A 21,682-nucleotide genomic window follows, 5' to 3' on the forward strand; every position below is an offset into this window, starting at 1 on the left:
GACAGCGCTTCTTAGTAGAAGTTGCAAGTGCGAATGATGATTACGAGCAAGACAAACAAAACAAGAACGTAAGCCGCACTATTGTTCCAGACTCCTTGAACAGGTGCACAGCCCGTGTTAGCTCCAGCTACAGGATATCCCATCGTTCATTCCTCCCGAAGTCATTGTTGTGATTGCCAATTACAAGAGCAATATATGACGGGGGGATCTTATCGGAATTGGACATTTGTACCTGTGCATATGCATTTGATGAAAATGCCTATCTGATTTCAATAAGTGATTTCTCATACTGTCTGATATGTTTAATACGTGATTCGGCTGTTGTTCGCATGGCATTGCCGGCAAGAAAGCTGGCGGTGGAGCCAACAGCAGTCACATAAACACAACCTACCTTTATACGAGGACAGTGATTCACACGCTGGATGCAAACATCATATCCGGCTTCTGCTTCCGGATCAACGAGTTTTGGGAGCGGACGGCTGAATATCGAATAAGATTCGAAATAGACGCTCCCAGCCTTCGTGTGGTCAATAGCGCGTTGTACGGCAAGAGCTTTCAGCTTAGGAGTTGCTTCCCCTCGATCTCCAAATTGGACAATAGAGGAAAGTGATACATCAACGATGGAAACTAACGCGATCTCGGAAGTGCGTATCGGAAAGTTCTGCTGCATAATGGAAACCTCACTTATCCAGCCATCGGCGCTTCGCCAGCAGCCTGTTCTTCATCTTCTGGAGTCGGAAGCGGAGCCATTGGACCTGCGATAACGGATTCCGGTGGAGTGTCAAACATGGAATAAAGCGTGACGTAATCGGAGTCGCCAATCTGGAACATAGAAGCTGCGGATACGCCTAAGATTTCAATCGATCCTACAGTTAAGCCGCAATTGTGTACAGTAAAATTCAACATACATTCTCAACTCCTCGTCAAACAATACACACTTAAGTTGGATTGCCGCCGCCATTCTGTAACAGCTGCATATATCTTTGCATTGCGGCATCAACATCCCTTATGGTCTTGGAGAATATGACCTCTTTTTTCTGCTGCTCGGTCTCTGCTCCATTCGAATTGGATTCTCCTTCGCCAGGCTTCAGGGTCATATAGAAATGGATACGGGAAGGCATTTGCTTACGGATGTCTTCCAGAACCATTCGTCGGTGGTAAGGATCGAGCTGCACCCCGTATTCGGATTCCAATTCAACCAGCTTTTGCATACCCTGGGCATTCAAATAGTGATCGACCTCGCTGCGAACATCAGCATAAGGAGCTGAAGGAGGCGTTAAGCCAGATGCCGCCGCCGGATAAACGTTTGGCTTAGGAGGGACAGAGAGCTGTTCAATGTCTCCGTCTCCATTGGGCATTCCTGGCGGCGTCATTCCGATATTTAATGTCCCTTCAAGCTTCTCTACTTTTAATTGGTCAAAATGATACTCAAGCTTCTCGATGTTATAAATAGGCTTGCTCTCGATTTGCTTGAGCTGTTCACATATAACAGCAAGCTGCTGCTCTAGAGAATAAATTTGTGTTTGCTGTGCTTTGAGCTTCGATTGAAGCTCAAGTGACCAGGCTTGCCATGGAGATAACCCATTGCCAGGCGGCGGGGGCTGCTGCATAGGGAATGACTCCTCTCTTTAGGCGGGATCAGGAAGCGGGACAAGGGAGAGGGGGCTTTCTTCCCCAAGCTGCGGAGCAGGGCCCGTGAAACCTCCCGAGTTATACATTTGTGACAAGGACCGAATTGATCCCGCGCTTCCCACTTGCAGAACTGAGCTGTTGGATACACTGTTCACCCGGAGCTGCTGAATGGTAATGGTCTGATATATCGTCCAATTCATACATTACACCACAGTTTCCAGGTTGTTCTGAGAATTGTCTTGCACATCCGGATCTAGCGTATTGGTCGCACTAACCGCGTTGTTTGAGTTAGCCAGGCTTCCTGTTAGGAACGAGCCGGAGCCAGCATAGGTTTTGGTCTGGCTGGACGGTGATACTTGAACGGCGTCTCCGAATTGAACAACGGCACTGGAACCAACGCTAACGACTTTTACAAATCCAACGATAGATGGCATGCGTACTCACCCTTTTCCCTTAAAGCGTCTTGTGTATTATCGTATGCGGCATACGCCTAGAGGTTCCGCAGCCCGTGTGGTTAGAAGCCTAACGGACCATGTAGCCTCCCCGCCCAACTTCGCATATGCTGAAGAAAGAAGGGCTGGAGGTGAACGGGACATGGAGAAGAAATGGGATGAGCTGGAGCGGTGGCTGGACGGTCAACGTCTGCCAAAGGGCTTCGATGTCATGAAGGAACCGGATTGGGTTGAGCAGTTTGTTCGTAAGATGATGACAAAATCACTGCCAGCAGCGGCGAATTCTATTCTGGATCAGGCAGAAGAAGAAGGGATCTCCTTTTTCGAGACGCATCATTTCTTACTCGTGAAGTTTCACCTTCCGCGTGAAGTAAACCGTGAAGAACTACGCCTGCTCGTAAGAGATGACCGTCTTCGAATAGAAGGACTTCCAAATAATCAGAAAGAAACGATAAAGCTGCCAAAGCTTGTTCAGCCCAAAATTTGCCGCGCAGTAGTGAAGAACTTTGTGCTACAGGTGAAGCTTCGCAAGAGGCCGAGGGCAGGAGCCTATTATGAAGCCGATATTCGATGGTTGAAAGGCCGCTAAGGAAGGGCCTTGATACTGTCGTTTTTTTGTCGCTAGCGAATGAATGGACAATCCCTTATAATGCTAATAGTGTGTACTTGCATTATTACATAAGGGAGTGTATGCAGTGACTTTAGTCGATGTCAGTGACATCTCTGCTTCATTATTTATTATTGGGATCGTCTTTCTATTGCTTATCTTTGGATTATTAAGCTTAGGTATTCTCCGCATGTTCCAGCAGCGCTTCCGGTATGGCTGGGTATGTTTTGGCGGAGCAGTGGTCAGCTTCGTTGTATTAATGGTTATTTTAAACAAGTGGTATTTGTAGCGGGAGATCTGCAGATGAATTGGAGGTGTGCCCGTTATGATGTGGACGGCAATATGGTTTGTAGTTAATATGTTATTCGTAGCGTCGGTCATTACGTTATTGTTCATGCATCGCTTCGTTACCGAGGCGGCATTGGATCCAGCGGGTGTGCAGCGACTAGCTGTCGCGAAGCGTAGACGAAAGATCGTATCTTTTGTCAGCTTGCTGTTATTTCTTGCTATGTGCGCAAGTTTCTTGATTAATATGCGACTAAATGGCTGATAAAGTTGTGCCTAGCAAAAGGCTCTCATTGACGAGAGTCTTTTTTTTCGGCATTATGAATAAAAAGAGACTTTTTTGTCGGAGGTTCTTACCTTGCATACAATAGAGGAAATTATACAACGAATGACCGGACAGGGTTTACGAATAACGGATCAGCGGAAATCGCTGGCCAAGTTGTTTGCTGAGACGCCGGGTTATCTTGCACCTAAGGAAGTATATGAATATATGGGCAAATCCTACACGGGATTAAGCTTTGATACGGTATACCGCAACTTGCGTGTTATGGAGGAGCTAGGTGTGCTGGAACAGGTCATCTTCGAGGAAGGTGTTAAGTTCAAGCTGCATTGCAGGGAGAACGAGCATCACCATCATATGATCTGCCTGCAATGCGGCAAGACGTATCCGATTATCTTTTGCCCGATGGAGCAGACTGCCGTACCAGATGAGTTTCGTGTCGTGAAGCATAAATTTGAAGTTTTCGGCTACTGTAAAGACTGCATACAGGAAGAGTCGGCTGCTGGAGAAGAGTAATGGCAGGCGGCCGAAGAGCAAGAAGAGTGCTTCAGGCACCGGTTATCTTTTATCGGAAAGTGATTTCACCACTCACTCCGCCATCCTGCCGCTATTATCCGACTTGTTCGGCGTATGCGCTTGAGGCACTGGAGAAGCATGGCGCACTGAAGGGTTCCTGGCTAGCTGCCAAGCGAATCGCACGCTGCCATCCCTTCCACCCAGGTGGATATGATCCCGTTCCGCCTGTTGCTGGCAGCAATGACGAGGAAGAAGGAACAGCTGCTCCTTGACAATGACGCGCTGAATTGGTTATATTTTGTCATATAAGCATATTTGTATATTCGATGAACGGATAAGTACGATGAAGAGTCCATGACAGAGAGCCGGGCAAGGTGCTGGAAGCCGGTATGGATAAGCATCAGAAGATGGTCCGGGAGGATCTGTTTCCGAGCCTGTATCAGTCAGGTAAGGGAATGGCGCGAAGCTGGCGTTAACAGCTCTGCCGTCCTTAATTGGCGGCACACGAAGCTGCTGTGCTTTAAGTACTTCAATCAGCGCAGCGGAAATTTGGGTGGTACCGCGTGAGTGAATGCAACTCTCGTCCCATGTTGGACGGGAGTTTTTTGCGTTCTCATGCATGTATATGATGATAATGGAGGTAGATGAAATGGGAAACGATAACAAAACCTTTTATATTACAACACCGATTTATTATCCAAGTGATAAGCTTCATATCGGACATGCCTACACAACAGTAGCTGGCGACGCAATGGCTCGTTACAAACGTCTTCGCGGCTATGATGTATGGTATTTGACAGGTACTGACGAGCATGGTCAGAAGATTGAACGTAATGCGAAGGATAAAAATAAATCTCCTCAGCAGTTCGTCGATGATATCGTGGTAGGCATTAAAGAGCTTTGGTCTAAGCTTGAGATCTCCAACAATGATTTCATTCGTACGACGGAGCCCCGTCATAAAGAAGCAGTAGAGAAGATTTTCGCGCAATTGCTGAAGCAGGATGATATTTATAAAGGCGAATATGAAGGCTGGTACTGTACACCGTGCGAATCGTTCTTCCTGGAGCGTCAGCTGGTAAATGGCAACTGTCCGGATTGTGGACGTCCTGTTGAACTTGTTAAGGAAGAGAGCTACTTCTTCCGGATGAGCAAATACGCCGATCGCCTTCTGAAGCACTATGAAGAGAATCCGGAGTTCATTCAACCAGAATCACGCAAGAATGAGATGATTAATAACTTTATTAAGCCAGGCCTCGAGGATCTTGCGGTATCCCGCACAACTTTCGATTGGGGTATCAAGGTTCCTGGTGATCCGAAGCATGTTATCTATGTTTGGATTGATGCTTTGTCTAACTATATTACTGCGCTGGGTTATGGGGCAGAGGGTAAAACCAATGATTTGTACGACCGTTTCTGGCCAGCGGATGTTCATTTGGTCGGCAAGGAGATCGTTCGTTTCCATACGATTTATTGGCCAATCATGCTTATGGCTCTTGGGCTGCCGCTACCGAAGAAAGTATTCGCGCATGGCTGGCTTCTGATGAAGGATGGCAAAATGTCGAAGTCGAAGGGCAATGTCGTTGATCCGGTTACCCTTATCGACCGTTACGGCCTTGATGCGGTCCGTTACTATCTGCTGCGTGAAGTGCCGTTTGGTTCCGACGGAACGTTCACCCCAGAGAACTTTGTTGACCGTATTAACTTCGATCTGGCTAATGACCTAGGCAACCTGCTGAACCGTACCGTTGCGATGATTGACAAATATTTCGATGGCGAAATTCCGGCTTATGGCGGGAATGTAACCGAGTTTGATGAATCCCTTCAAGTGCTTGCGGCAGACACCGTTCGTCAAGTTGAAGCATCGATGGAGACAATGGAATTCTCGGTTGCCTTAGCGGCTATCTGGCAGTTTGTCAGCCGTACAAATAAATATATTGATGAGACTTCCCCTTGGGCACTTGCGAAGGACGAAGCGAAAAAAGGTGAGCTGGCTTCGGTTATGTATCACCTAGCGGAGTCGCTTCGTGTCATCTCGATTCTGCTTCAGCCGTTCCTGACTCATGGTCCTCGTGAACTGTGGCGTCAGCTTGGTCTTGAAGAAGGCGAATTGACTATATGGGACAGCACGAAGCAATTCGGCCAGCTGCCTGGCGGAACACGCGTTAGCAAAGGCGCACCTGTCTTCCCGCGTCTTGATGCAGCGGAAGAGGTTGCTTACATTGCTGCGGCAATGGGCGGAGGAACGGCTAACGTTAACGCGGAGACAGCTGCTCCTGCAGCCGAGAATGCAGCTCCTGTAGTTGAAGCTGAATCAAAAGAAGAAATCGGTATTGAGGATTTCGGTAAAGTCGAGCTTCGTGTTGCCCAAGTTATTGCCGCTGAGCCTGTGAAGAAAGCAGATAAGCTGCTGAAGCTGCAGCTTGATCTTGGTTATGAGCAGCGCCAGGTCGTATCTGGTATTGCGAAATTTTACACGCCTGAGCAAATGGTCGGACGCAAAGTTATTTGTGTCACGAACCTGAAGCCGGTGAAGCTTCGTGGTGAATTGTCCCAAGGGATGATTCTGGCAGCTTCCCATGGTGATCAGCTTACTCTTGCGACGGTACCAGATGACATGCCTAACGGCGCTATCGTTAAATAAGGAAGCAAGTGCAAGGGAGAACCGCCCGGATCTTATGATCCGCGGCGGTTCTTTTGTGTTGACGTATGTGCTAGCCCAAGCGTGTAAATAGTAGATAATAGGTTAACTTCAATTATTTCATATTGTGGGTTGACAGGGTTTAAACCCACTCGTATAATCTTAAACGTAATAGTAACGATTACTAAAAAGAAACGATTGGAGATTATACGAATGCGTTATACCAAAAATATGGGCCTTCTTTTTATTGTAATAACAGTATTTCTGGCGGCATGCGGGAGTAATTCGAATAAGGAGCTTGTCGAAGGCAAGACGAATGTGGTGACCAGCTTTTACCCGCTATATTATTTGGCATCAGAGATTGGCGGCGACAATGTAAATGTCGTAAACTTAATACCGGCTGGTGTCGAACCACATGATTGGACACCAAAGAGTCAAGATTTGACGATCGCTTCGAAAGCACAGCTATTCCTGTACAACGGTGCAGGACTTGAAGGCTGGACGGATGATTTCCTGACAGGTCTGCCTAAGAACAGCGGTCTCGTTGCGGCAGAAATGAGCAAAGGGATTGAAATGATTCATGGTAATCCGGAAGAAGATGAGCATGAAGATGAAGGTCATGACCATGATCTGGATGTTGATCCGCATACCTGGGTAAGTCCAAAATCTGCTATAATTATGGCTGCTAACGTAAGAGACAGCTTAGTTCAAGCGGATGCTGCTCACAAAGATGAGTTTGAAGCTAACTATAAAGAACTGGTAGGTAAGCTTGAGGCACTGAATGATGAGTTCGAGACTAAATTAGCGACGGCGCCGCATAATACAATCGTCGTATCCCATCAAGCTTTTGGTTATTTGGCAAGGGATTACGGTTTGAAGCAAATCGCCATAACTGGCCTATCTCCTGATGCAGAGCCGCGTCCTCAAGATCTGCTGAATGTAGCTAAGCTCGTGAAATCGGAAGGCATCAAATATATTTACTTCGAAGAGCTGGTCTCCCGTGATTTGGCCAATACGATTGCCGATGAGACAAATACAGAGCTGCTCGTGCTTAATCCTATTGAAGGTCTTACACCAAAACAGGAAAAAGCAGGAGAAGATTACTTAAGTCTGATGGAACAAAATCTGCAAAACTTATTAACCGGATTGCAATAATAACAAGAATCGAAAGATCCAGAAAGGAGGGCAACGATGCAAAATTCCAGTTGTCATCAAGATATTATTACCCTTGAGGATGTATCCTTTTCCTATCAGAATCAAGCGGTTCATAAAGGTCTTAATTTCTCTGTAAAAGAAAGAGATTTCATTGGACTTATTGGTTCGAATGGTGCAGGTAAAACAACCTTGCTGCGTATGATCGTTGGTCTGCTAAAGCCGGAGAGCGGTACAATAAGGCTGTTTGGCCAGCCTGTCTCTCAGTTCAAACAATGGGATAGAATCGGATATGTGCCGCAAAAGAATTCTTTTAACCCGTTGTTCCCGGCAACGGTTCGGGAAGTCGTATTATCTGGCTTGTACAGCCGCAATAAACTGTTCCGTAAGATTACGAAGGCCGACCAGAAAAAATGTGATGATGCGCTTCATGCCATGAACATTGAGGATTTGGCTATGAAACGGATTGGTGAATTGTCAGGCGGGCAGCAGCAGCGTGTATTTCTCGCTAGAGCACTCATCAATAATCCATCTTTGCTTATCTTGGATGAACCAACAGTTGGCATTGACTCGGAGACACAGGAAGGTTTCTTCCATATGATCAAGCATATGCATCAGCATCATAATATTACGTTCCTGATGGTATCTCATGACATGGAAATGATTCGGTCCTATCTGGGCCAACAGCCTGCAGTGGAGAGCGGCAAGCTGAAATTTTACAAGAAGCATTCGCATGAATTGCAGGATTGTGTAGAGAATGATCTGACGCATAGCTTGAGGGAGCTTCGTCAGCAAATGGAGAGCAGGAGAGAGGTAGTTACGGTTGGAGATCTTAGCTAGTGATTTTTTTCAACGGGCGCTTATTGGAGGCGTGCTGATCGGGATTACGGCTCCTCTTATGGGAATATTCCTCGTTCTGCGCCGTTTATCGATGATTGGAGATACGCTGTCTCATGTATCCATAGCTGGTGTAGCCTTAGGTTTCCTGGTTGGCGTATATCCGGTAGCGGTTGGTTTATTATTCGCGATTATTGCTTCCTTCTTTATTGAGAAGCTGCGGAAAACGTACAAATCCTATGCCGAACTTTCTATTGCTATTATAATGTCCGGGGGTGTAGCCCTTGCGTCCATTATGTTTACGATGGGAAGAGGCTATAACGTTAATGTGAATGGGTATTTGTTCGGCAGTATTCTTACCTTGAATGATACGGATTTAATTACGATTGCCGTTGTGACTGTTGTGGTGCTGGTGGCTATTCGTACGCAGCTGAAAGAGCTGTTTCTGCTTACTTTTGACGAGGACGCAGCAGCTGTAAGCGGCTTGCCCGTTCGGTTCTATAATGTTATGATTAGCGTGCTTACCGCACTTGTTATTAGTGCTTCGATCAAAATCGTAGGGGCCTTGCTGGTCTCAGCCTTACTGACGATCCCGGCTGCTTGCAGTTTAATTATCGCCCGCAGTTTCCGGCAAAGTGTGATTACGGTTGTTATAATTGGTGAGCTTGCTGTCGTTGCTGGTCTGATGATAGCAGGAGTATGGAACCTCGCGCCAGGCGGTACAATCGTATTGCTGTTGATCGCGATTATGCTTATCCTTATGCTGGTGAAGCGCGGCATGCGGTTAGGCAGTTAACTTTGGGTTGAGGTGTATAACTTTGGATAATATTAATGTATGGCTGGCGTTTGGCGCCGGCTTTGCTTCATTTATTTCACCGTGCTGCCTGCCTTTATATCCATCTTATTTATCTTACATAACCGGTATTTCCGTAAGTGATCTGAAACAGAATAATCACACTTCCCACATGAGAATGAGAACGATGACACATACGTTTTTCTTCATTCTCGGGTTTTGTACGGTGTATTACACGCTCGGGTATGGCTCCAATGTGTTTGCGGAATTTTTCAGCCAATATGAATCGCTTATCCGTAAATTATCAGCCATATTGATTGTATTGATGGGTTTATTCCTCGTTGGTATATTTCAACCGCAAGTGTTGATGAAGGAACGCCGTTTCAACATTGACCCCACTAAGAAGACAGGATACATTGGTTCCTTTATTTTTGGTATTGGTTTCTCTGCTGGCTGGACACCCTGTATTGGACCGGCATTAACAGCGATCCTTGCTTTGGCTGCTTCGAAGCCAGGGACATGGTTTGAACTGACAACAGCGTATGCACTAGGCTTTGCGATCCCATTCTTCGCTTTAGCCTTTTTCCTTGGTTCAGCACGTTGGCTGCTGAAATATTCCACGGTTGTTATGCGTATTGGCGGTGGCGTAATGGTTCTAATGGGGATCCTGCTGTTTACAGACCAAATGACAAAAATTACGATTTGGCTGAACCAAGTGACACCAGCTTTTATGAAGTTTTAATGGAAGAACGCAGGCTGATCGGCTTGCAGAGGCATTAAAAATCATTGTATGATACTAAGAGTAACGCCATAAGACAAGGTGTAGAATGCAGGGTTAGGGGGTTCTTCATTGCCGACTCCGAGCATGGAAGACTACTTGGAACGTATTTATAAGCTTATTGATGAGAAAGGCTATGCGCGCGTTTCGGATATAGCCGAAGGGCTTGAAGTGCATCCTTCATCTGTCACCAAGATGATTCAGAAGCTGGATAAAGACAATTATTTGATCTATGAGAAGTACCGTGGACTTGTTCTGACGAGTAAAGGAAAGAAGATGGGCAAACGACTCGTTGACCGTCATCACTTGCTTGAATCGTTCCTAACGATTATCGGTGTACAGGAAGAGAACATCTATCGCGATGTCGAAGGCATCGAGCATCATTTGAGCTGGGACTCGATTACTTGTATCGAGACGCTCGTTGAATATTTTAACCGTGAGCCATCTCGCTTGGACGAGCTGAGAGGGATTCGGTCTGAATTAGAAACTGAGTAAAAAGCTCGCCGCTTGCGGCGGGCTTTTTTAGTTGCCTGATTTGTGGATGGGCAGACTGTGTGCTTGGGGCACGGGGGATCTCCTTACGGCCGCTCTTGTCCGGATATTGCTAGAATTGTACTCGCAGAGGTTGCAATACCCGGACAAAGGCGAACGCTTCGCTCCTTCAGGAGATACCCCTTAGCCCCGGCGCCTCCGTCTGCCGCTTAAGGCAGGCAACACAGTCAGCCCGCCGCGAAAGCGGCGGCTTATCGGATGGGGACAGGGGTGAGCTTCGCTATGGAAATAGCGAAGCGTGAGAGAAACAAAAAAAAAGTTTCAGGTTAGTTTGTTGGTTCCCAGCTCTTCAACCAATCATAGAGTTCGGTTGATTTTAAACGTGTTTGTGTAAAGCTATTTGTTAGAACAATTTCGTTGTCTACGTTGGAACAACTTTTATAAACAGCATCTTGATGCGGGGAGTAAACCCCAAGGGGAGGAGTTTTGGAAGTTGCACACTTGTAGCCAAGCTCCACGTAAATGGATTCGCCATTGTTCAGTAGAATTTTTAATTTTCTAGGGTATCCATGCCTGCCGTATGCGGGTTGAGTGCCAATTGGAACGGAAGCATTTATCCAGCCAACCATCTTTGTGATCATAGCAGTTCCATTCGCGTTCGCATTTGTATATAAGAGAGAAGGCATGGTGCCAGCAAGTCCCCCTACAATTTGCATGGATGCCACTTCTTGTAGCTTCAGTAATGGGGGACTGGCTGTAAGTGTGGCATTGTTGAAGCTGCATGTAATCAGGGCAAAGCAAAAGACTGCGGTAAACAGTCTGAGATAGAGTTTTTTCAATTTGAATAACCTCCAAGCGTTAATACCTTGTATTCTCCCCTGAATTAGGTTAACCCAAGTACCTCTCGAATTATTTCTCTTATTTCCGGCATTCTCTTTTCTTCGAATGCCGGATGAGCCTTAAACCAGCGAATATTGAGAGGTGATGGGTGGGGAAGCACAATAGCCGGTTTATTGTTAAGCGTGTTATTTTTAAAGATCAAATCTTCAAAACTCTCATTTGGGAACAGATATTTTGCCGCTCTTGCGCCGATGATGATATAAAGCTGGTTATCTACCATTTCAATCTCTCTCGCCAGCCATTTATTCGCACAAGCAAGAGGTGGAGGGTTATCGCCGCCTTTTGGATGTTTACCTGGGAAACAGTGAGCGATCGCCGTAATATAAAAGTTATCTTCATCGTAAAAAATGTCATCTGTAATTTGATACCACTGGTATTTTAACTTCGCTCCTGATGGGTCATTGAACGGTAAGCCGGTCTCGTGAACCTTTTTGGAAGGTGCTTGACTGATCTGCATAATCTTCGACCGCTCTGTCCCGTGAAAGATCGGATTCGGTGTAAAGCCAAACTTTTGCTTACAATCCTGGCATGTCGTAATTTGATCTTTTAATTCATTAAAACTCATTGTTTTATCTCCATTGCTTACATATTTGTCTCTAGGTAATAACTCTTCTATTTATTTTCTCACAAATCGTAACATGTAGACAATTCTCCCCGGCATATATACTTTTGATGGGAGCCGAATCGACACTGCTTCCGTTGTCCGGGGGATGCGGAAGTGAAAATTAATGCAGTGTTCGAAGGTGGCGGAGTGAAGGGGATATCGCTGGCTGGGGCAGTCAGGGCGGCGGAGATGCAGGGAATTGGGTTTGAACAGGTAGCAGGTACATCAAGCGGAGCCATCATTGCAGCAATGCTTGCGGCTGGCTACAGTGGTCTTGAAATTAAACGGATCGTGGAGAATACGCCGTTTTCTACTTTCCTGAAGCGGTCTTTTATCTTCAATATGAAGGTGATTAGTCCAGCCCTTAGATTGCTGGTGAAGAAGGGGCTGTACAGTGGCGAGGCATTGGAATATTGGGTATCGCGCTTAATGGAAGCGAAGGGGATTCGGACGTTTGCGGATTTGCCGGAGTGTAAGCTGCGAATTGTAGCCTCAGATATTACCAATGGGCGGCTGCTAGTTTTGCCGGAAGATATCAAGATTTATGGGATGGATCCGAAAAAGCTTAGTGTTGCGAGAGCGGTGCGCATGAGCGCGAGTATTCCGTATTTCTTTGATCCGGTTGTTGTTCGTTATTCCAAGCTTTATTCTTCGTTATCCCAAAAGGAGAAGGAGGAGAAAGAGAAGCCTCATCTTCAAGCTTATATTGTGGACGGGGGATTGCTCAGCAATTTTCCGCTTTGGCTGTTTGATCGGGAGCAGGCGGGGAGGACGAATCCAGTACCAACGGTAGGGTTTCAAATGGTCGGAAAAAACGACAACGAACCGCATGAAATACGCGGTCCGTTGTCGATGCTTGAAGCAATATTTGAGACGATGATGCAGGCTCATGATGAACGGTATATTAAGAAATATGCCCGTGATCGAACCGTCAAAATCCCTACTTTAGGCATCCGGACTACACAGTTTCATCTACCTGATGGGATGGCAGAGAAGCTGTTTCAGTCCGGATTTAAAGCTGCAAATCAATTTTTCGAAGGATTTCGTCAATGATATTTCGGCAGATCATCGTCATCCTTGCCGCCATCGATAACCCGGAACGGCGTACGGCGCGATTTCGGCTTTTGCCGTGGAGTCGTTCTGGACTGCTTCACAAATGGCTGTTGTCTGACTCGTACATTGCTTCCCCATGTGTTAGGCGGATATTTATATAACAGGAAGATGCCGCCAAGCACAATAATAGGAATTAGAAACGAAGTTAGATGCTGTCCGATTCCGTACAAAATCCCAATTGCTAGAAGGGTCAGCACAATAATTGACGATGCGTTCCATTTCCGCGGCATGATACCACCTGTCCTTTATGTTGGAATGGATTATGCTTTGGTGCTCATTTGCTGGTCAAGCTCACGCATCCGGTTGAAGGAGGCGATAGATACAGCAACTTGTTCATCGTTAGGCTCCTTAGTTGTGAGAAGCTGTAGCCACAGGCCAGGATAGCCCAGATAACGAAGTACGGGTACATCACGCAGTGCATTCGTCCAGCGAAGCACTTCGTAGGAAATACCAAGCGTCACTGGAAGAAGCAGAATACGAATGTAGACACGTTCCCAAATCGTATCCCAATCAAAGATCGGAAGGGAATAGATGATAACCCCAACGATTACTGTGAAAATTATAAAACTGCTTCCGCAACGGTAATGAAGTCTGCTGTATTTTTGCACATTGCTTGGTGTTAATACCTCACCGGCTTCATAAGCGCTTATTACCTTATGCTCTGCGCCATGATATTGGAAGAGCCGCTTGATAAGTGGTGTTACAGACATCAGATACAAGTAAACGAGAAGGATAATAAGTTTGATAAGTCCTTCTAATAAGTTATGACCAACTTTGTTCTCGAATACATCCTCGAACAGTAAACTTTCAAGTGCTGCCGGAGCTGCAGTAAGAAGCAGCTTGCCGAATATAAAGGAGATAACACCTGCCGCGGCAACCCCAACGATCATTCCAAGGCTCCAGCCGGACTTTTCTTTCTTTTGAGCGGCTATTTTTTCTGCCTCGGACATATCGGCCGTTTCATCTTCCGCGTATGTTTCCATGGAGAAGTTCAAATGCTGTGAGCCTTTGGCGCTGGAATCGATAATTCCGACAACACCCCGGACAAGAGGAATCCTCTTGAGCGATTGTACCCACCGTTTGGTCGTGCGGGGAACCTCGTAAAATACGATCTCATCGTTCTTCCTGCGTACAGCGGTTACATTCACATGTTTCCCCGCGAACATAACGCCTTCAATAACAGCTTGTCCGCCGTAAATGCTCATATTGTTTTGAGACAAGAGCTTGTCACCTTCCTTAAATAGTATCGTCCCGATCAGGTGACGAAGGTATAAATCTATTGTACTTGATCGTTTATAGATTTGCCAACGTCATCATCTTCCGTTTCCTTTAGATGCACGAATCCTTGGTTATCCTTGGGGACTACGTTGCATACTAGAAGAAAATTGGTTGTGCATGAGAAATGGAGGCATGATGATGGCAGCAACAGGTGCAAAAGCTTTTGGAAAAGGTACAAAAGATAGCAAACAGAACAACGCCAGACAAAGTGGCCAGAAAGAACGGGAAGGAGCGGAGCATCATACGAATCCATGGCTGTTTAGCAGCATGATTGGTTTTTTTGCAGGTTTGGTATGGGGGATAACCCGCTGGCTCTTTTATGAATTAAAATTTACGGTAGAGCTTCCCGGATTGATTGCCGATCCATTCTTTAAGGCTTCTTATTTAAAGACAGGCTGGGGCATAGTCGTAGGGATTGCATGCTATATCGTTTTCTCCATTATAGCGGCCCTACTTTATAAGGCGCTGCTTGGCAAGCTGCGAGGACCTTGGCCGGGGGTGTTCTACGGACTCGGATGGTGGGTGGTCATGTTCTTGATCCTCGGTCCTACAATTGGCTTCTCTCGTCAGATTACGGTCGCAGGATGGAACACCTTGTTCTCAGAATTATGCATCTTCCTGTTATGGGGACTGTTCATTGGATACTCGATTGCCTTTGAATTTACAGACGAAGCTTCGAGAGAGCCGGTGGGCGCACATTGATCAAGGTTTCGACTTCTCAAGCAGCGGTCATTTGTGGTAAAATGGCTAATGATCTTTGGCTAAGTGCAAGATTCGGCTGACTGGGAGGTGCGAAATTGCTTAGAATTGTTGTATTAAACGGGCCTAACTTAAATATGCTTGGCGTACGTGAGCCTGGTGTATACGGCACAGAGACGCTAGCCCAGATCGAAGCGAAATTGCGCGAACAAGCATTGCAGCTCGGCGTGGAGCTGGAGTTTTTCCAATCCAATCACGAGGGTGCCCTCATTGACCGGATACATAGCGCATTTGGGCAAGCAGATGGTATTGTAATTAATCCAGGCGCTTTGACTCATTATAGTTACGCGCTTAGAGACGCATTGAGCACGGTTGCTTTGCCGGTTGTTGAGGTGCATCTGTCCAATATACATAAACGTGAAGCGTTCCGTCATGTATCGGTCATAGCGCCGGTGGCAATTGGTCAAATCGCCGGCTTTGGCGGTCAAAGCTATGAGCTTGGACTTGCAGCGCTTGTTGCAAAGCTTCAAAATGGTGTTGCGTGAAAGGGGAGCTTAACATGACACTCGAAAGAGTTAATCGGCTGAGACAATTGATGGCCGAACAAAGCCTCGAAGCGATCATTATCGGAAGCGAGCACAATAGGCGTTATATCAGTGGGTTTACGGGATCATCCGGTATTGTGGTAGTTACGCTGCAGGAGCAATTTCTGTTTACGGACTTCCGCTACATGACCCAGGCGCCGCAGCAAGCAGCTTCTTTCCAGGTTATTGAACATGGACCAAGAGCCATTGTGAATATCCGGGAGCTGCTTGCGAGCAAAGGAATTCAAACAGCAGCATTCGAACAGGACCAGGTAGTCTTTAGCGAATATATGGCTTGGAGTGAAGCTCTAGGCAATATTAAGCTGACACCGGTATCAGGTCTCGTTGAGAAGCTGCGTATGTTTAAGGATGCTGCAGAACTGCAAATTATGCAGGAGGCGGCAAATCTAGCCGATAAGACCTTCCAGCATATTTTGAACCATATCAAGCCGGGTGTAAAAGAAAGCGACATCGCTCTTGAGATGGAGATGTTCATGCGCAACAATGGCGCAACTTCGTCGTCCTTTGACACGATCGTGGCATCGGGTGAACGCTCTGCTTTGCCGCATGGCGTGGCTAGTGAGCGAGTAATCGGCAATAATGAGTTTGTAAAGCTGGATTTTGGTGCGTATTATAAAGGTTACTGCTCTGACCTTACTCGTACGGTTGTAGTAGGTAAACCAACGGAGAAGCATCTTGAAATCTACAATATCGTGCTGGAAGCACAGCTGCATGCCTTGGAGCATATCCGTCCGGGTATGACGGGTCATGACGCCGATGCGTTAACACGCGATATTATTACGAAGTACGGCTATGGCGACAAGTTCGGGCATAGCACAGGTCATGGACTCGGTATGGAAATTCACGAGTATCCGCGACTTGCAAGAAACAGCGATACGATTTTAACCCCCGGCATGACAGTGACGGTTGAACCTGGCATCTACCTCCCCGGCTTTGGTGGAGTGCGGATTGAGGACGACATCGTCATCACGGAATCCGGTATTAAAATATTAACCTCATCCCCGAAAGCATTGATTACTCTGGGTTAGGGACCATTAAAGCAGTTATTTCAGGAGGGAATTAGAAGTGACAGTTTCAGTAAATGATTTCAAAACAGGTTTGACCATTGAAGTAGAAGGCGATATTTTCTCGGTTACCGAGTTCCAGCACGTTAAACCAGGCAAAGGCGCGGCATTCGTTCGCTCCAAACTGAAAAACCTTCGCAACGGCAACGTTGTTGAGAGAACTTTCCGTGCAGGCGAGTCACTCGGCCGTGCAATTATCGAGACCCGTGAAGTACAATACCTGTACAACTCCGGCGATGAGTATACTTTCATGGATAACGAGTCTTATGACCAATTTGGTCTGGACTACAAACAACTCGAGTGGGAACTGAACTTCCTGAAAGAAAACATGAATGTTAACATCTCCAGCTACAAAGGCGAAATCATCGGTATTCAAATGCCTAACAGCGTTGAACTGAAAGTTGTTGAGACAGATGCAGCCGTTAAAGGCAATACTGCACAAGGCGCTACGAAAAGTGCAAAAGTTGAAACAGGTCTGAACGTACAAGTTCCACTGTTCATCAACGAAGGCGACGTTCTCTTGATCGATACACGCGAAGGTAAATACATCTCCCGTGCTTAGAAAATAGGACAGGCCGTTTGAATCTTAGGATTCGAGCGGCTTTTTTTAATATAAGACAGTATAGGATGGCTCTTTCCTGAACTTATATTACATTTGGAAAGAAATGCGCCTCGCCTCCAGGTTGCACAGCTTTTTCGACAAAATGCTAGGCGCATATACCCAGACATGCTGGGGTTGTGGTATAATATTGTCTTGTATGTTATATGTCAAGGTTGGGAGTGAATCAGCTTTGTCGTTGATAGTGATGAAGTTTGGCGGAAGCTCGGTAGGATCACCTGAGCGGATGCAGCGTGTTGCGAAGCGGATTATTGATAACCAGCAAGCGGGTAACCGTGTTGTAGTTGTCGTTTCCGCAATGGGAGATACAACAGATGATTTAATCGATCAGTCGAAGGCGCTTAACCCTAACCCGCCAGCGCGGGAGATGGATATGCTGCTTACGACAGGTGAACAAATATCGGTTGCATTATTGTCGATGACGATTCATCAGCTTGGCCATCAAGCGGTATCACTGACTGGCTGGCAAGCTGGCATTCGGACGGAAGCAGTACACAGCAAGGCGAAAATCACAGATATTCGTCCAGATCGTTTGTTCAAAGAGCTTGATGCAGGCAATGTCGTCATTGTCGCAGGCTTCCAGGGCATGACGGAAGACGGCGATATTACGACGCTTGGACGCGGCGGTTCAGATACGACAGCCGTAGCGCTTGCCGCTGCTATCGAAGCAGATGTGTGCGAAATTTACACAGACGTGGACGGCGTTTATTCGACGGATCCACGAGTTGTGAAATGCGCACGTAAATTAAATGAAATTTCGTACGATGAAATGCTTGAATTGGCACATTTAGGTGCTGCCGTCCTTCATCCGCGTGCGGTGGAATACGCGAAGCATAACAATGTAAGACTTGTCGTACGTTCCAGCTTTACGCAAAACGAAGGTACAAGTGTGAAGGAGGAAGCGATCATGGAGCAAGGCGTAGTCGTACGCGGCATCGCTTTTGACAAAAATGTAGCAAGAATCAGCATCCTCGGCGTTGAGGATGAGCCAGGCGTACTCGCTAAAGTATTTGGTGCGCTTGCTAATAACGGCATTGACGTTGACGTTATCGTACAAAGCGGAGTGAAAAGCGGTAAAGCGGATTTCTCCTTCACGGTATCGGGCGATGATGTTGCTCGCGCTGTTGATGTAATTAACGGTAATCGCAACGAAGTGCCATTCAACGAAGTAACTTCGGAAGATAACCTTGTGAAAGTATCGATCGTTGGTGCAGGCATGGTCAGCAATCCAGGAGTTGCTGCTACAATGTTTGCAGCAATTTCGGATCTTGGCGTAAGCATCAAGATGGTCAGCACTTCCGAAATTAAAGTATCCTGCATTATCGCTGCAGAGCCGCTGCAAGAAGTTGTACGCGCTCTTCATACGGCTTACGGCCTCGATACAGCAGAGCAAGTATTCGTCGGCGGACCTCAAGACCGTCGTTAATTGAATTATTGTTAGATATTCAAAAAAAGTGACCGCGCATATGTATACAGCGTGGTCACTTTTTTATTTCCTATAAATTGCATTTCTTTAAAGCAGGTTATTTCCATGCGGAGTATTTGAATGATTCTGTAGAAGCGATAGCGATCGGAAGAACATTCAAATACGAAGTGTGGATTTTAACCCATATTTGGAGTGGGATTTTAACCTCCGCTCATAAGCTTAAACAACTTGTACAATATCGCCGTAATCCCAGCTGCCATCAATGGGCCAACCGGGATACCGCGCAGAAAGATAATGCCAAAGATCGATCCGATAACGAGCCCAACAACCATCTGCGGATCAAGCTTAAGCAGATCAAGCCCTTTAGCATTCATATAAGCTGCTACGGCACCACCAATGAGAGCGAGCCAGCCTGGCCAAGTATTAAACGCGGCAATCAGTTCTTTCATCTGGACCTTCCCAGAGGCGAACGGTACAAGTACGCTTAAAGTGAGGAATAATAAGCCAAGCTCCAGCCCTCGACGTTCAATCGAAGGCAGGAACCGGCTTAGATGCAGCAGTTTGACGGCTAGCAGCACACATGCTGCTGTTGCAATAATAGGCGAGCGGCCTATTAAACCTATGATAATCAATCCTACTAATATCAATTCACCAGTCATTGTTAGAACCCCAGTCATGAAGCGGATAAACTGCTTGCTCCATTATATGGACATCCTGTGGCGAATATGTCAGTAGCAGGAACAGATCAGCATATCTCCATTAGTTTGAAGACGAGGGACCTGGCTGTAAGCATCAACTTCCGCACAAATATCAATATCTCTTCCCATACCCAGTTTAACTAATCGTTTGCCTGTGGCACCGGAGCGGATCGTTTCTTTTATTTCATTAGATCGATTCTGATAGAGTGATAGCATGGCGAGTCCGAAGTCATCCATCGTAAGCTCCGACGTGCATGTTGCCTGCATCTTAGCTAGAAGCAGTCCTGCACATAAACCATCCTCAATGGCAAATTCATCATGGCTTCCTGCACATAAAATGACCACATCCCGTCGCAGATCAATGGCTGCTTTCGCACAGGCAGAGGCATTCAACAAGGCTGCCACCAATACATAATCCGCTCGAGTCGATTTATGAATAGCTCGGGTACCGTTAGTCGTTGTAAGAATGACACGACGATCCTTTACGGAATTCATCAGGAATTCATCAGGAGAATTACCGAGATCGAAACCAGGGATTTTTTTGCAAAAACGCTCTCCGCACAGCAAATCGCCGTCTTTCTGCGCCGCTCGGGCATCCATGACCGTTTCAACGGGGACAACGCCAGAGGATCCGGTAGCCAGCGCGGTAATGATTGAGCTGGTTGCTCGAAGCACATCAATAATGATGGCTGTTTTATGGACAAAATGCGCGGAGCTGGCTTCATTTACGCTTGAAATGACTTGAACCTGCATAGCAATCGCTCTTCCTTTCGTGCTTAAATCATATAATGAACAGGTTCCCCCCGCATTCCGAATTCGAAGGTATCGGAACGCAGCCCCCTGCGCATTGCCTCAAGCGCCAATGCGTCGCCTGGTGGAATATTGCCCAGATGAACATTTGGGCCAAATTGCTGGAGCAAATAAGCTTGCTGCTGCTTCAGCGGAGCTTCCCACATTAAGTAGTCTTGGGTCGTCATTTCAGCTAGGATCTGCTCAATTGCCTGCTCACGGCAATTGCCATTTTCGTCAAATAAGCCAACGTCAATACCAGATTCACGCGCTTCAACGGTAATCCACTCAGCGCCAGCAGCAAGATCATAATCGGCTGTTACGGCTAATTGCTCAGGGTCAATGAGCGAACCTGCTGATTTTTTACCATACTCCGTAATAACAAGAAGCCCTCTTTCTTTGCCCTCTTTAATGAGCTCAGTCCGCTGCTTTCTGCTCATCTCAATCGTTCCATCCGATACCTCGATCCCATTAAAGCCAAGCTCGCATATCGTATCGAAGAAAGAAGGGGCTAACCGCTGCTGAACCGCTGTTTCCAGCAAAGTGCCTCCAGGCATGATAATGAGCCCTGCACTTCGGGCAAGTTCGATTTTACGTTTTAGAAGTTCTGGTTCATATAGGACGGCTGTTCCAAAACCAAGCTTTATTACGTTCATGTAGGGAGCCGCTACTTGAAGAAGATCAGAAAATCCATTTAGTCCAATTCCTTTGTCGATAACCATGGTTTTACCTTTATGGCGAACTGGAGCGTAATCGCGGTGTCCGCTTGGATCATGCAGCGTGCGGTGCCATGCCGCGTTACTTGCTTTTGTCATGGGAGTTGACTCCTAACATTTGATGATTCCCGCGTGGGGGGCGGGGCATGAAGCAATATATGCAGCATCTGCTAGGCGTGTGCCCGAACGATAAGCATGAATTGCAGACGAGCCTGCATATGATGTGTTGATGGAGACGTTGATAGTGAACAAGTCAATGCTTACGAAGTAAGAATCACCACAATGGTCTGGAAAGCGACTCACTTGGTGGCAATTCTTTTTAGTTAATGCTTACGAAGTAAGAATCACCACAATGGTCTGGAAAGCGACTCACTTGGTGGCAATTCTTTTTAGGAGGTGAACGGTTATGTTGAATAAGATCGTGCTCACCATGGCGTCCCTTCGGCTGACATCAGGGACAATCGAGATTTGCGCGGCATTACTCATGCTTAGGCTGAACCAGATCGATAAAGCTCTAGTGGTTAACTCATCGCTAGCTCTAGTTGGACCTTTTATATTAATCGCAACAACGACGGTTGGACTCATAGGGATGACAGACAAGCTGTCCTTTGGCAAATTAGCGTGGGTAACTGCAGGTGTTGTTTGTTTGCTCATTGGCATATTGAAAAAATAGTAGAGTCACTTAAGCTTTGCTATACCATCACACTAT

At 46.5% G+C, this 21,682-nt stretch carries 31 protein-coding genes; 18 read left to right on the forward strand and 13 right to left on the reverse strand.

Going from position 1 to position 21,682, the window contains the following annotated elements:
* Positions 1-11 precede the first annotated feature (11 nt).
* The 6 genes from AC0YNT_RS04945 to AC0YNT_RS04970 all read right to left on the reverse strand — a co-directional run bounded on the left by AC0YNT_RS04945 (position 12) and on the right by AC0YNT_RS04970 (position 2,066).
* Positions 12-143 carry a sporulation protein YjcZ gene (locus AC0YNT_RS04945; RefSeq protein WP_167272572.1) on the reverse strand — a complete coding sequence of 44 codons (132 nt, stop codon included), beginning with the start codon at positions 141-143 and terminating at the stop codon, positions 12-14.
* A gap of 116 nt (positions 144-259) precedes the next feature.
* On the reverse strand, positions 260-670 hold the full coding sequence (locus AC0YNT_RS04950) for a spore germination protein GerPE (protein WP_475803600.1): 411 nt from the start codon (positions 668-670) through the stop codon (positions 260-262).
* Between the two features lie 14 nt (positions 671-684).
* On the reverse strand, positions 685-906 hold the full coding sequence (locus AC0YNT_RS04955; RefSeq protein ID WP_475803601.1) for a hypothetical protein: 222 nt from the start codon (positions 904-906) through the stop codon (positions 685-687).
* Positions 907-938: 32 nt separating this feature from the next.
* Positions 939-1,610: a spore germination protein GerPC gene (gene gerPC, locus AC0YNT_RS04960; RefSeq protein ID WP_475803602.1), complete on the reverse strand. Its 672-nt coding sequence runs from the start codon at positions 1,608-1,610 to the stop codon at positions 939-941.
* An 18-nt stretch (positions 1,611-1,628) separates the two neighbouring features.
* Positions 1,629-1,832, reverse strand: coding sequence for a spore germination protein GerPB (locus AC0YNT_RS04965; protein ID WP_132304456.1), 204 nt, complete (start codon positions 1,830-1,832; stop codon positions 1,629-1,631).
* A gap of 3 nt (positions 1,833-1,835) precedes the next feature.
* A complete protein-coding gene (locus tag AC0YNT_RS04970) occupies positions 1,836-2,066 on the reverse strand; it encodes a spore germination protein (protein ID WP_015843867.1) in 231 nt (76 codons plus the stop codon).
* 160 nt (positions 2,067-2,226) lie between these two features.
* Between AC0YNT_RS04970 and AC0YNT_RS04975 the strand changes: the two genes are divergently transcribed.
* From AC0YNT_RS04975 to mntR, 11 genes are all read left to right on the forward strand, one after another.
* Positions 2,227-2,673, forward strand: a complete 447-nt coding sequence (locus AC0YNT_RS04975) for an Hsp20/alpha crystallin family protein (RefSeq protein ID WP_167272586.1) — start codon at positions 2,227-2,229, stop codon at positions 2,671-2,673.
* Positions 2,674-2,779: 106 nt separating this feature from the next.
* Positions 2,780-2,980 (forward strand): hypothetical protein, encoded by a 201-nt coding sequence (locus AC0YNT_RS04980; protein WP_167272590.1) that lies wholly within the window; start codon positions 2,780-2,782, stop codon positions 2,978-2,980.
* A gap of 36 nt (positions 2,981-3,016) precedes the next feature.
* Positions 3,017-3,241 (forward strand): hypothetical protein, encoded by a 225-nt coding sequence (locus AC0YNT_RS04985; protein ID WP_475803603.1) that lies wholly within the window; start codon positions 3,017-3,019, stop codon positions 3,239-3,241.
* Between the two features lie 123 nt (positions 3,242-3,364).
* Entirely contained in the window at positions 3,365-3,772 is a 408-nt protein-coding gene (locus AC0YNT_RS04990) for a Fur family transcriptional regulator (RefSeq protein ID WP_475804075.1), read from the forward strand.
* Complete coding sequence (gene yidD, locus AC0YNT_RS04995) at positions 3,772-4,044, forward strand: membrane protein insertion efficiency factor YidD (RefSeq protein ID WP_475803604.1); 273 nt, start codon at positions 3,772-3,774, stop codon at positions 4,042-4,044. The genes AC0YNT_RS04990 and yidD overlap by 1 nt, the downstream gene beginning before the upstream one ends.
* A 377-nt stretch (positions 4,045-4,421) precedes the next feature.
* The gene (gene metG / locus AC0YNT_RS05000) at positions 4,422-6,413 is read left to right on the forward strand and encodes a methionine--tRNA ligase (protein ID WP_475803605.1); all 1,992 of its coding nucleotides are present in this window, start codon (positions 4,422-4,424) and stop codon (positions 6,411-6,413) included.
* A gap of 210 nt (positions 6,414-6,623) precedes the next feature.
* A complete protein-coding gene (locus AC0YNT_RS05005; protein ID WP_475803606.1) occupies positions 6,624-7,565 on the forward strand; it encodes a metal ABC transporter solute-binding protein, Zn/Mn family in 942 nt (313 codons plus the stop codon).
* 36 nt (positions 7,566-7,601) lie between these two features.
* The gene (locus AC0YNT_RS05010) at positions 7,602-8,402 is read left to right on the forward strand and encodes a metal ABC transporter ATP-binding protein (RefSeq protein ID WP_475803607.1); all 801 of its coding nucleotides are present in this window, start codon (positions 7,602-7,604) and stop codon (positions 8,400-8,402) included.
* Positions 8,386-9,195, forward strand: coding sequence for a metal ABC transporter permease (locus AC0YNT_RS05015; protein ID WP_475803608.1), 810 nt, complete (start codon positions 8,386-8,388; stop codon positions 9,193-9,195). The genes AC0YNT_RS05010 and AC0YNT_RS05015 overlap by 17 nt, the downstream gene beginning before the upstream one ends.
* Before the next feature lie 22 nt (positions 9,196-9,217).
* Positions 9,218-9,934: a cytochrome c biogenesis CcdA family protein gene (locus AC0YNT_RS05020; protein WP_167272615.1), complete on the forward strand. Its 717-nt coding sequence runs from the start codon at positions 9,218-9,220 to the stop codon at positions 9,932-9,934.
* Between the two features lie 108 nt (positions 9,935-10,042).
* A complete protein-coding gene (gene mntR, locus AC0YNT_RS05025) occupies positions 10,043-10,465 on the forward strand; it encodes a transcriptional regulator MntR (protein WP_167272618.1) in 423 nt (140 codons plus the stop codon).
* Positions 10,466-10,788: 323 nt separating this feature from the next.
* On the opposite strand, the gene AC0YNT_RS05030 is transcribed toward mntR, so the two are convergent.
* Together AC0YNT_RS05030 and AC0YNT_RS05035 are read right to left on the reverse strand one after the other, a co-directional pair.
* Positions 10,789-11,301 carry a hypothetical protein gene (locus AC0YNT_RS05030; RefSeq protein ID WP_475803609.1) on the reverse strand — a complete coding sequence of 171 codons (513 nt, stop codon included), beginning with the start codon at positions 11,299-11,301 and terminating at the stop codon, positions 10,789-10,791.
* Between the two features lie 44 nt (positions 11,302-11,345).
* Positions 11,346-11,927, reverse strand: a complete 582-nt coding sequence (locus tag AC0YNT_RS05035) for a uracil-DNA glycosylase family protein (RefSeq protein WP_475803610.1) — start codon at positions 11,925-11,927, stop codon at positions 11,346-11,348.
* A 153-nt stretch (positions 11,928-12,080) separates the two neighbouring features.
* Between AC0YNT_RS05035 and AC0YNT_RS05040 the strand changes: the two genes are divergently transcribed.
* Positions 12,081-13,019: a patatin-like phospholipase family protein gene (locus tag AC0YNT_RS05040; RefSeq protein ID WP_167272621.1), complete on the forward strand. Its 939-nt coding sequence runs from the start codon at positions 12,081-12,083 to the stop codon at positions 13,017-13,019.
* On the opposite strand, the gene AC0YNT_RS05045 is transcribed toward AC0YNT_RS05040, so the two are convergent.
* Both AC0YNT_RS05045 and AC0YNT_RS05050 read right to left on the reverse strand, forming a co-directional pair.
* Positions 13,013-13,309, reverse strand: a complete 297-nt coding sequence (locus AC0YNT_RS05045; protein WP_441890121.1) for a hypothetical protein — start codon at positions 13,307-13,309, stop codon at positions 13,013-13,015. The genes AC0YNT_RS05040 and AC0YNT_RS05045 overlap by 7 nt on opposite strands.
* 30 nt (positions 13,310-13,339) lie before the next feature.
* Entirely contained in the window at positions 13,340-14,284 is a 945-nt protein-coding gene (locus AC0YNT_RS05050; RefSeq protein WP_167276251.1) for a DUF1385 domain-containing protein, read from the reverse strand.
* A 205-nt stretch (positions 14,285-14,489) separates the two neighbouring features.
* Here AC0YNT_RS05050 and AC0YNT_RS05055 point away from each other — a divergent pair, with 205 nt between their 5' ends.
* The 5 genes from AC0YNT_RS05055 to AC0YNT_RS05075 all read left to right on the forward strand — a co-directional run bounded on the left by AC0YNT_RS05055 (position 14,490) and on the right by AC0YNT_RS05075 (position 18,770).
* Positions 14,490-15,059, forward strand: coding sequence for a YqhR family membrane protein (locus AC0YNT_RS05055; protein ID WP_475803611.1), 570 nt, complete (start codon positions 14,490-14,492; stop codon positions 15,057-15,059).
* A gap of 95 nt (positions 15,060-15,154) precedes the next feature.
* A complete protein-coding gene (gene aroQ, locus AC0YNT_RS05060) occupies positions 15,155-15,601 on the forward strand; it encodes a type II 3-dehydroquinate dehydratase (RefSeq protein ID WP_441890125.1) in 447 nt (148 codons plus the stop codon).
* Positions 15,602-15,615: 14 nt separating this feature from the next.
* Positions 15,616-16,689, forward strand: a complete 1,074-nt coding sequence (locus tag AC0YNT_RS05065) for a M24 family metallopeptidase (protein ID WP_475803612.1) — start codon at positions 15,616-15,618, stop codon at positions 16,687-16,689.
* Positions 16,690-16,726: 37 nt separating this feature from the next.
* The gene (gene efp, locus AC0YNT_RS05070) at positions 16,727-17,287 is read left to right on the forward strand and encodes an elongation factor P (protein WP_441890129.1); all 561 of its coding nucleotides are present in this window, start codon (positions 16,727-16,729) and stop codon (positions 17,285-17,287) included.
* A gap of 229 nt (positions 17,288-17,516) precedes the next feature.
* Complete coding sequence (locus tag AC0YNT_RS05075; protein ID WP_167272636.1) at positions 17,517-18,770, forward strand: aspartate kinase; 1,254 nt, start codon at positions 17,517-17,519, stop codon at positions 18,768-18,770.
* A 200-nt stretch (positions 18,771-18,970) separates the two neighbouring features.
* On the opposite strand, the gene AC0YNT_RS05080 is transcribed toward AC0YNT_RS05075, so the two are convergent.
* From AC0YNT_RS05080 to comA, 3 genes are all read right to left on the reverse strand, one after another.
* Positions 18,971-19,429: a DUF441 domain-containing protein gene (locus AC0YNT_RS05080; protein WP_167272639.1), complete on the reverse strand. Its 459-nt coding sequence runs from the start codon at positions 19,427-19,429 to the stop codon at positions 18,971-18,973.
* Positions 19,430-19,498: 69 nt separating this feature from the next.
* The gene (locus tag AC0YNT_RS05085; protein ID WP_167272642.1) at positions 19,499-20,221 is read right to left on the reverse strand and encodes a 2-phosphosulfolactate phosphatase; all 723 of its coding nucleotides are present in this window, start codon (positions 20,219-20,221) and stop codon (positions 19,499-19,501) included.
* 23 nt (positions 20,222-20,244) lie between these two features.
* A complete protein-coding gene (comA, locus tag AC0YNT_RS05090) occupies positions 20,245-21,072 on the reverse strand; it encodes a phosphosulfolactate synthase (protein ID WP_475803613.1) in 828 nt (275 codons plus the stop codon).
* 307 nt (positions 21,073-21,379) lie between these two features.
* Here comA and AC0YNT_RS05095 point away from each other — a divergent pair, with 307 nt between their 5' ends.
* Complete coding sequence (locus AC0YNT_RS05095) at positions 21,380-21,646, forward strand: YqhV family protein (protein WP_167272648.1); 267 nt, start codon at positions 21,380-21,382, stop codon at positions 21,644-21,646.
* The last annotated feature ends 36 nt before the right edge of the window (positions 21,647-21,682 follow it).

This window comes from Paenibacillus sp. J22R56, assembly GCF_056269375.1.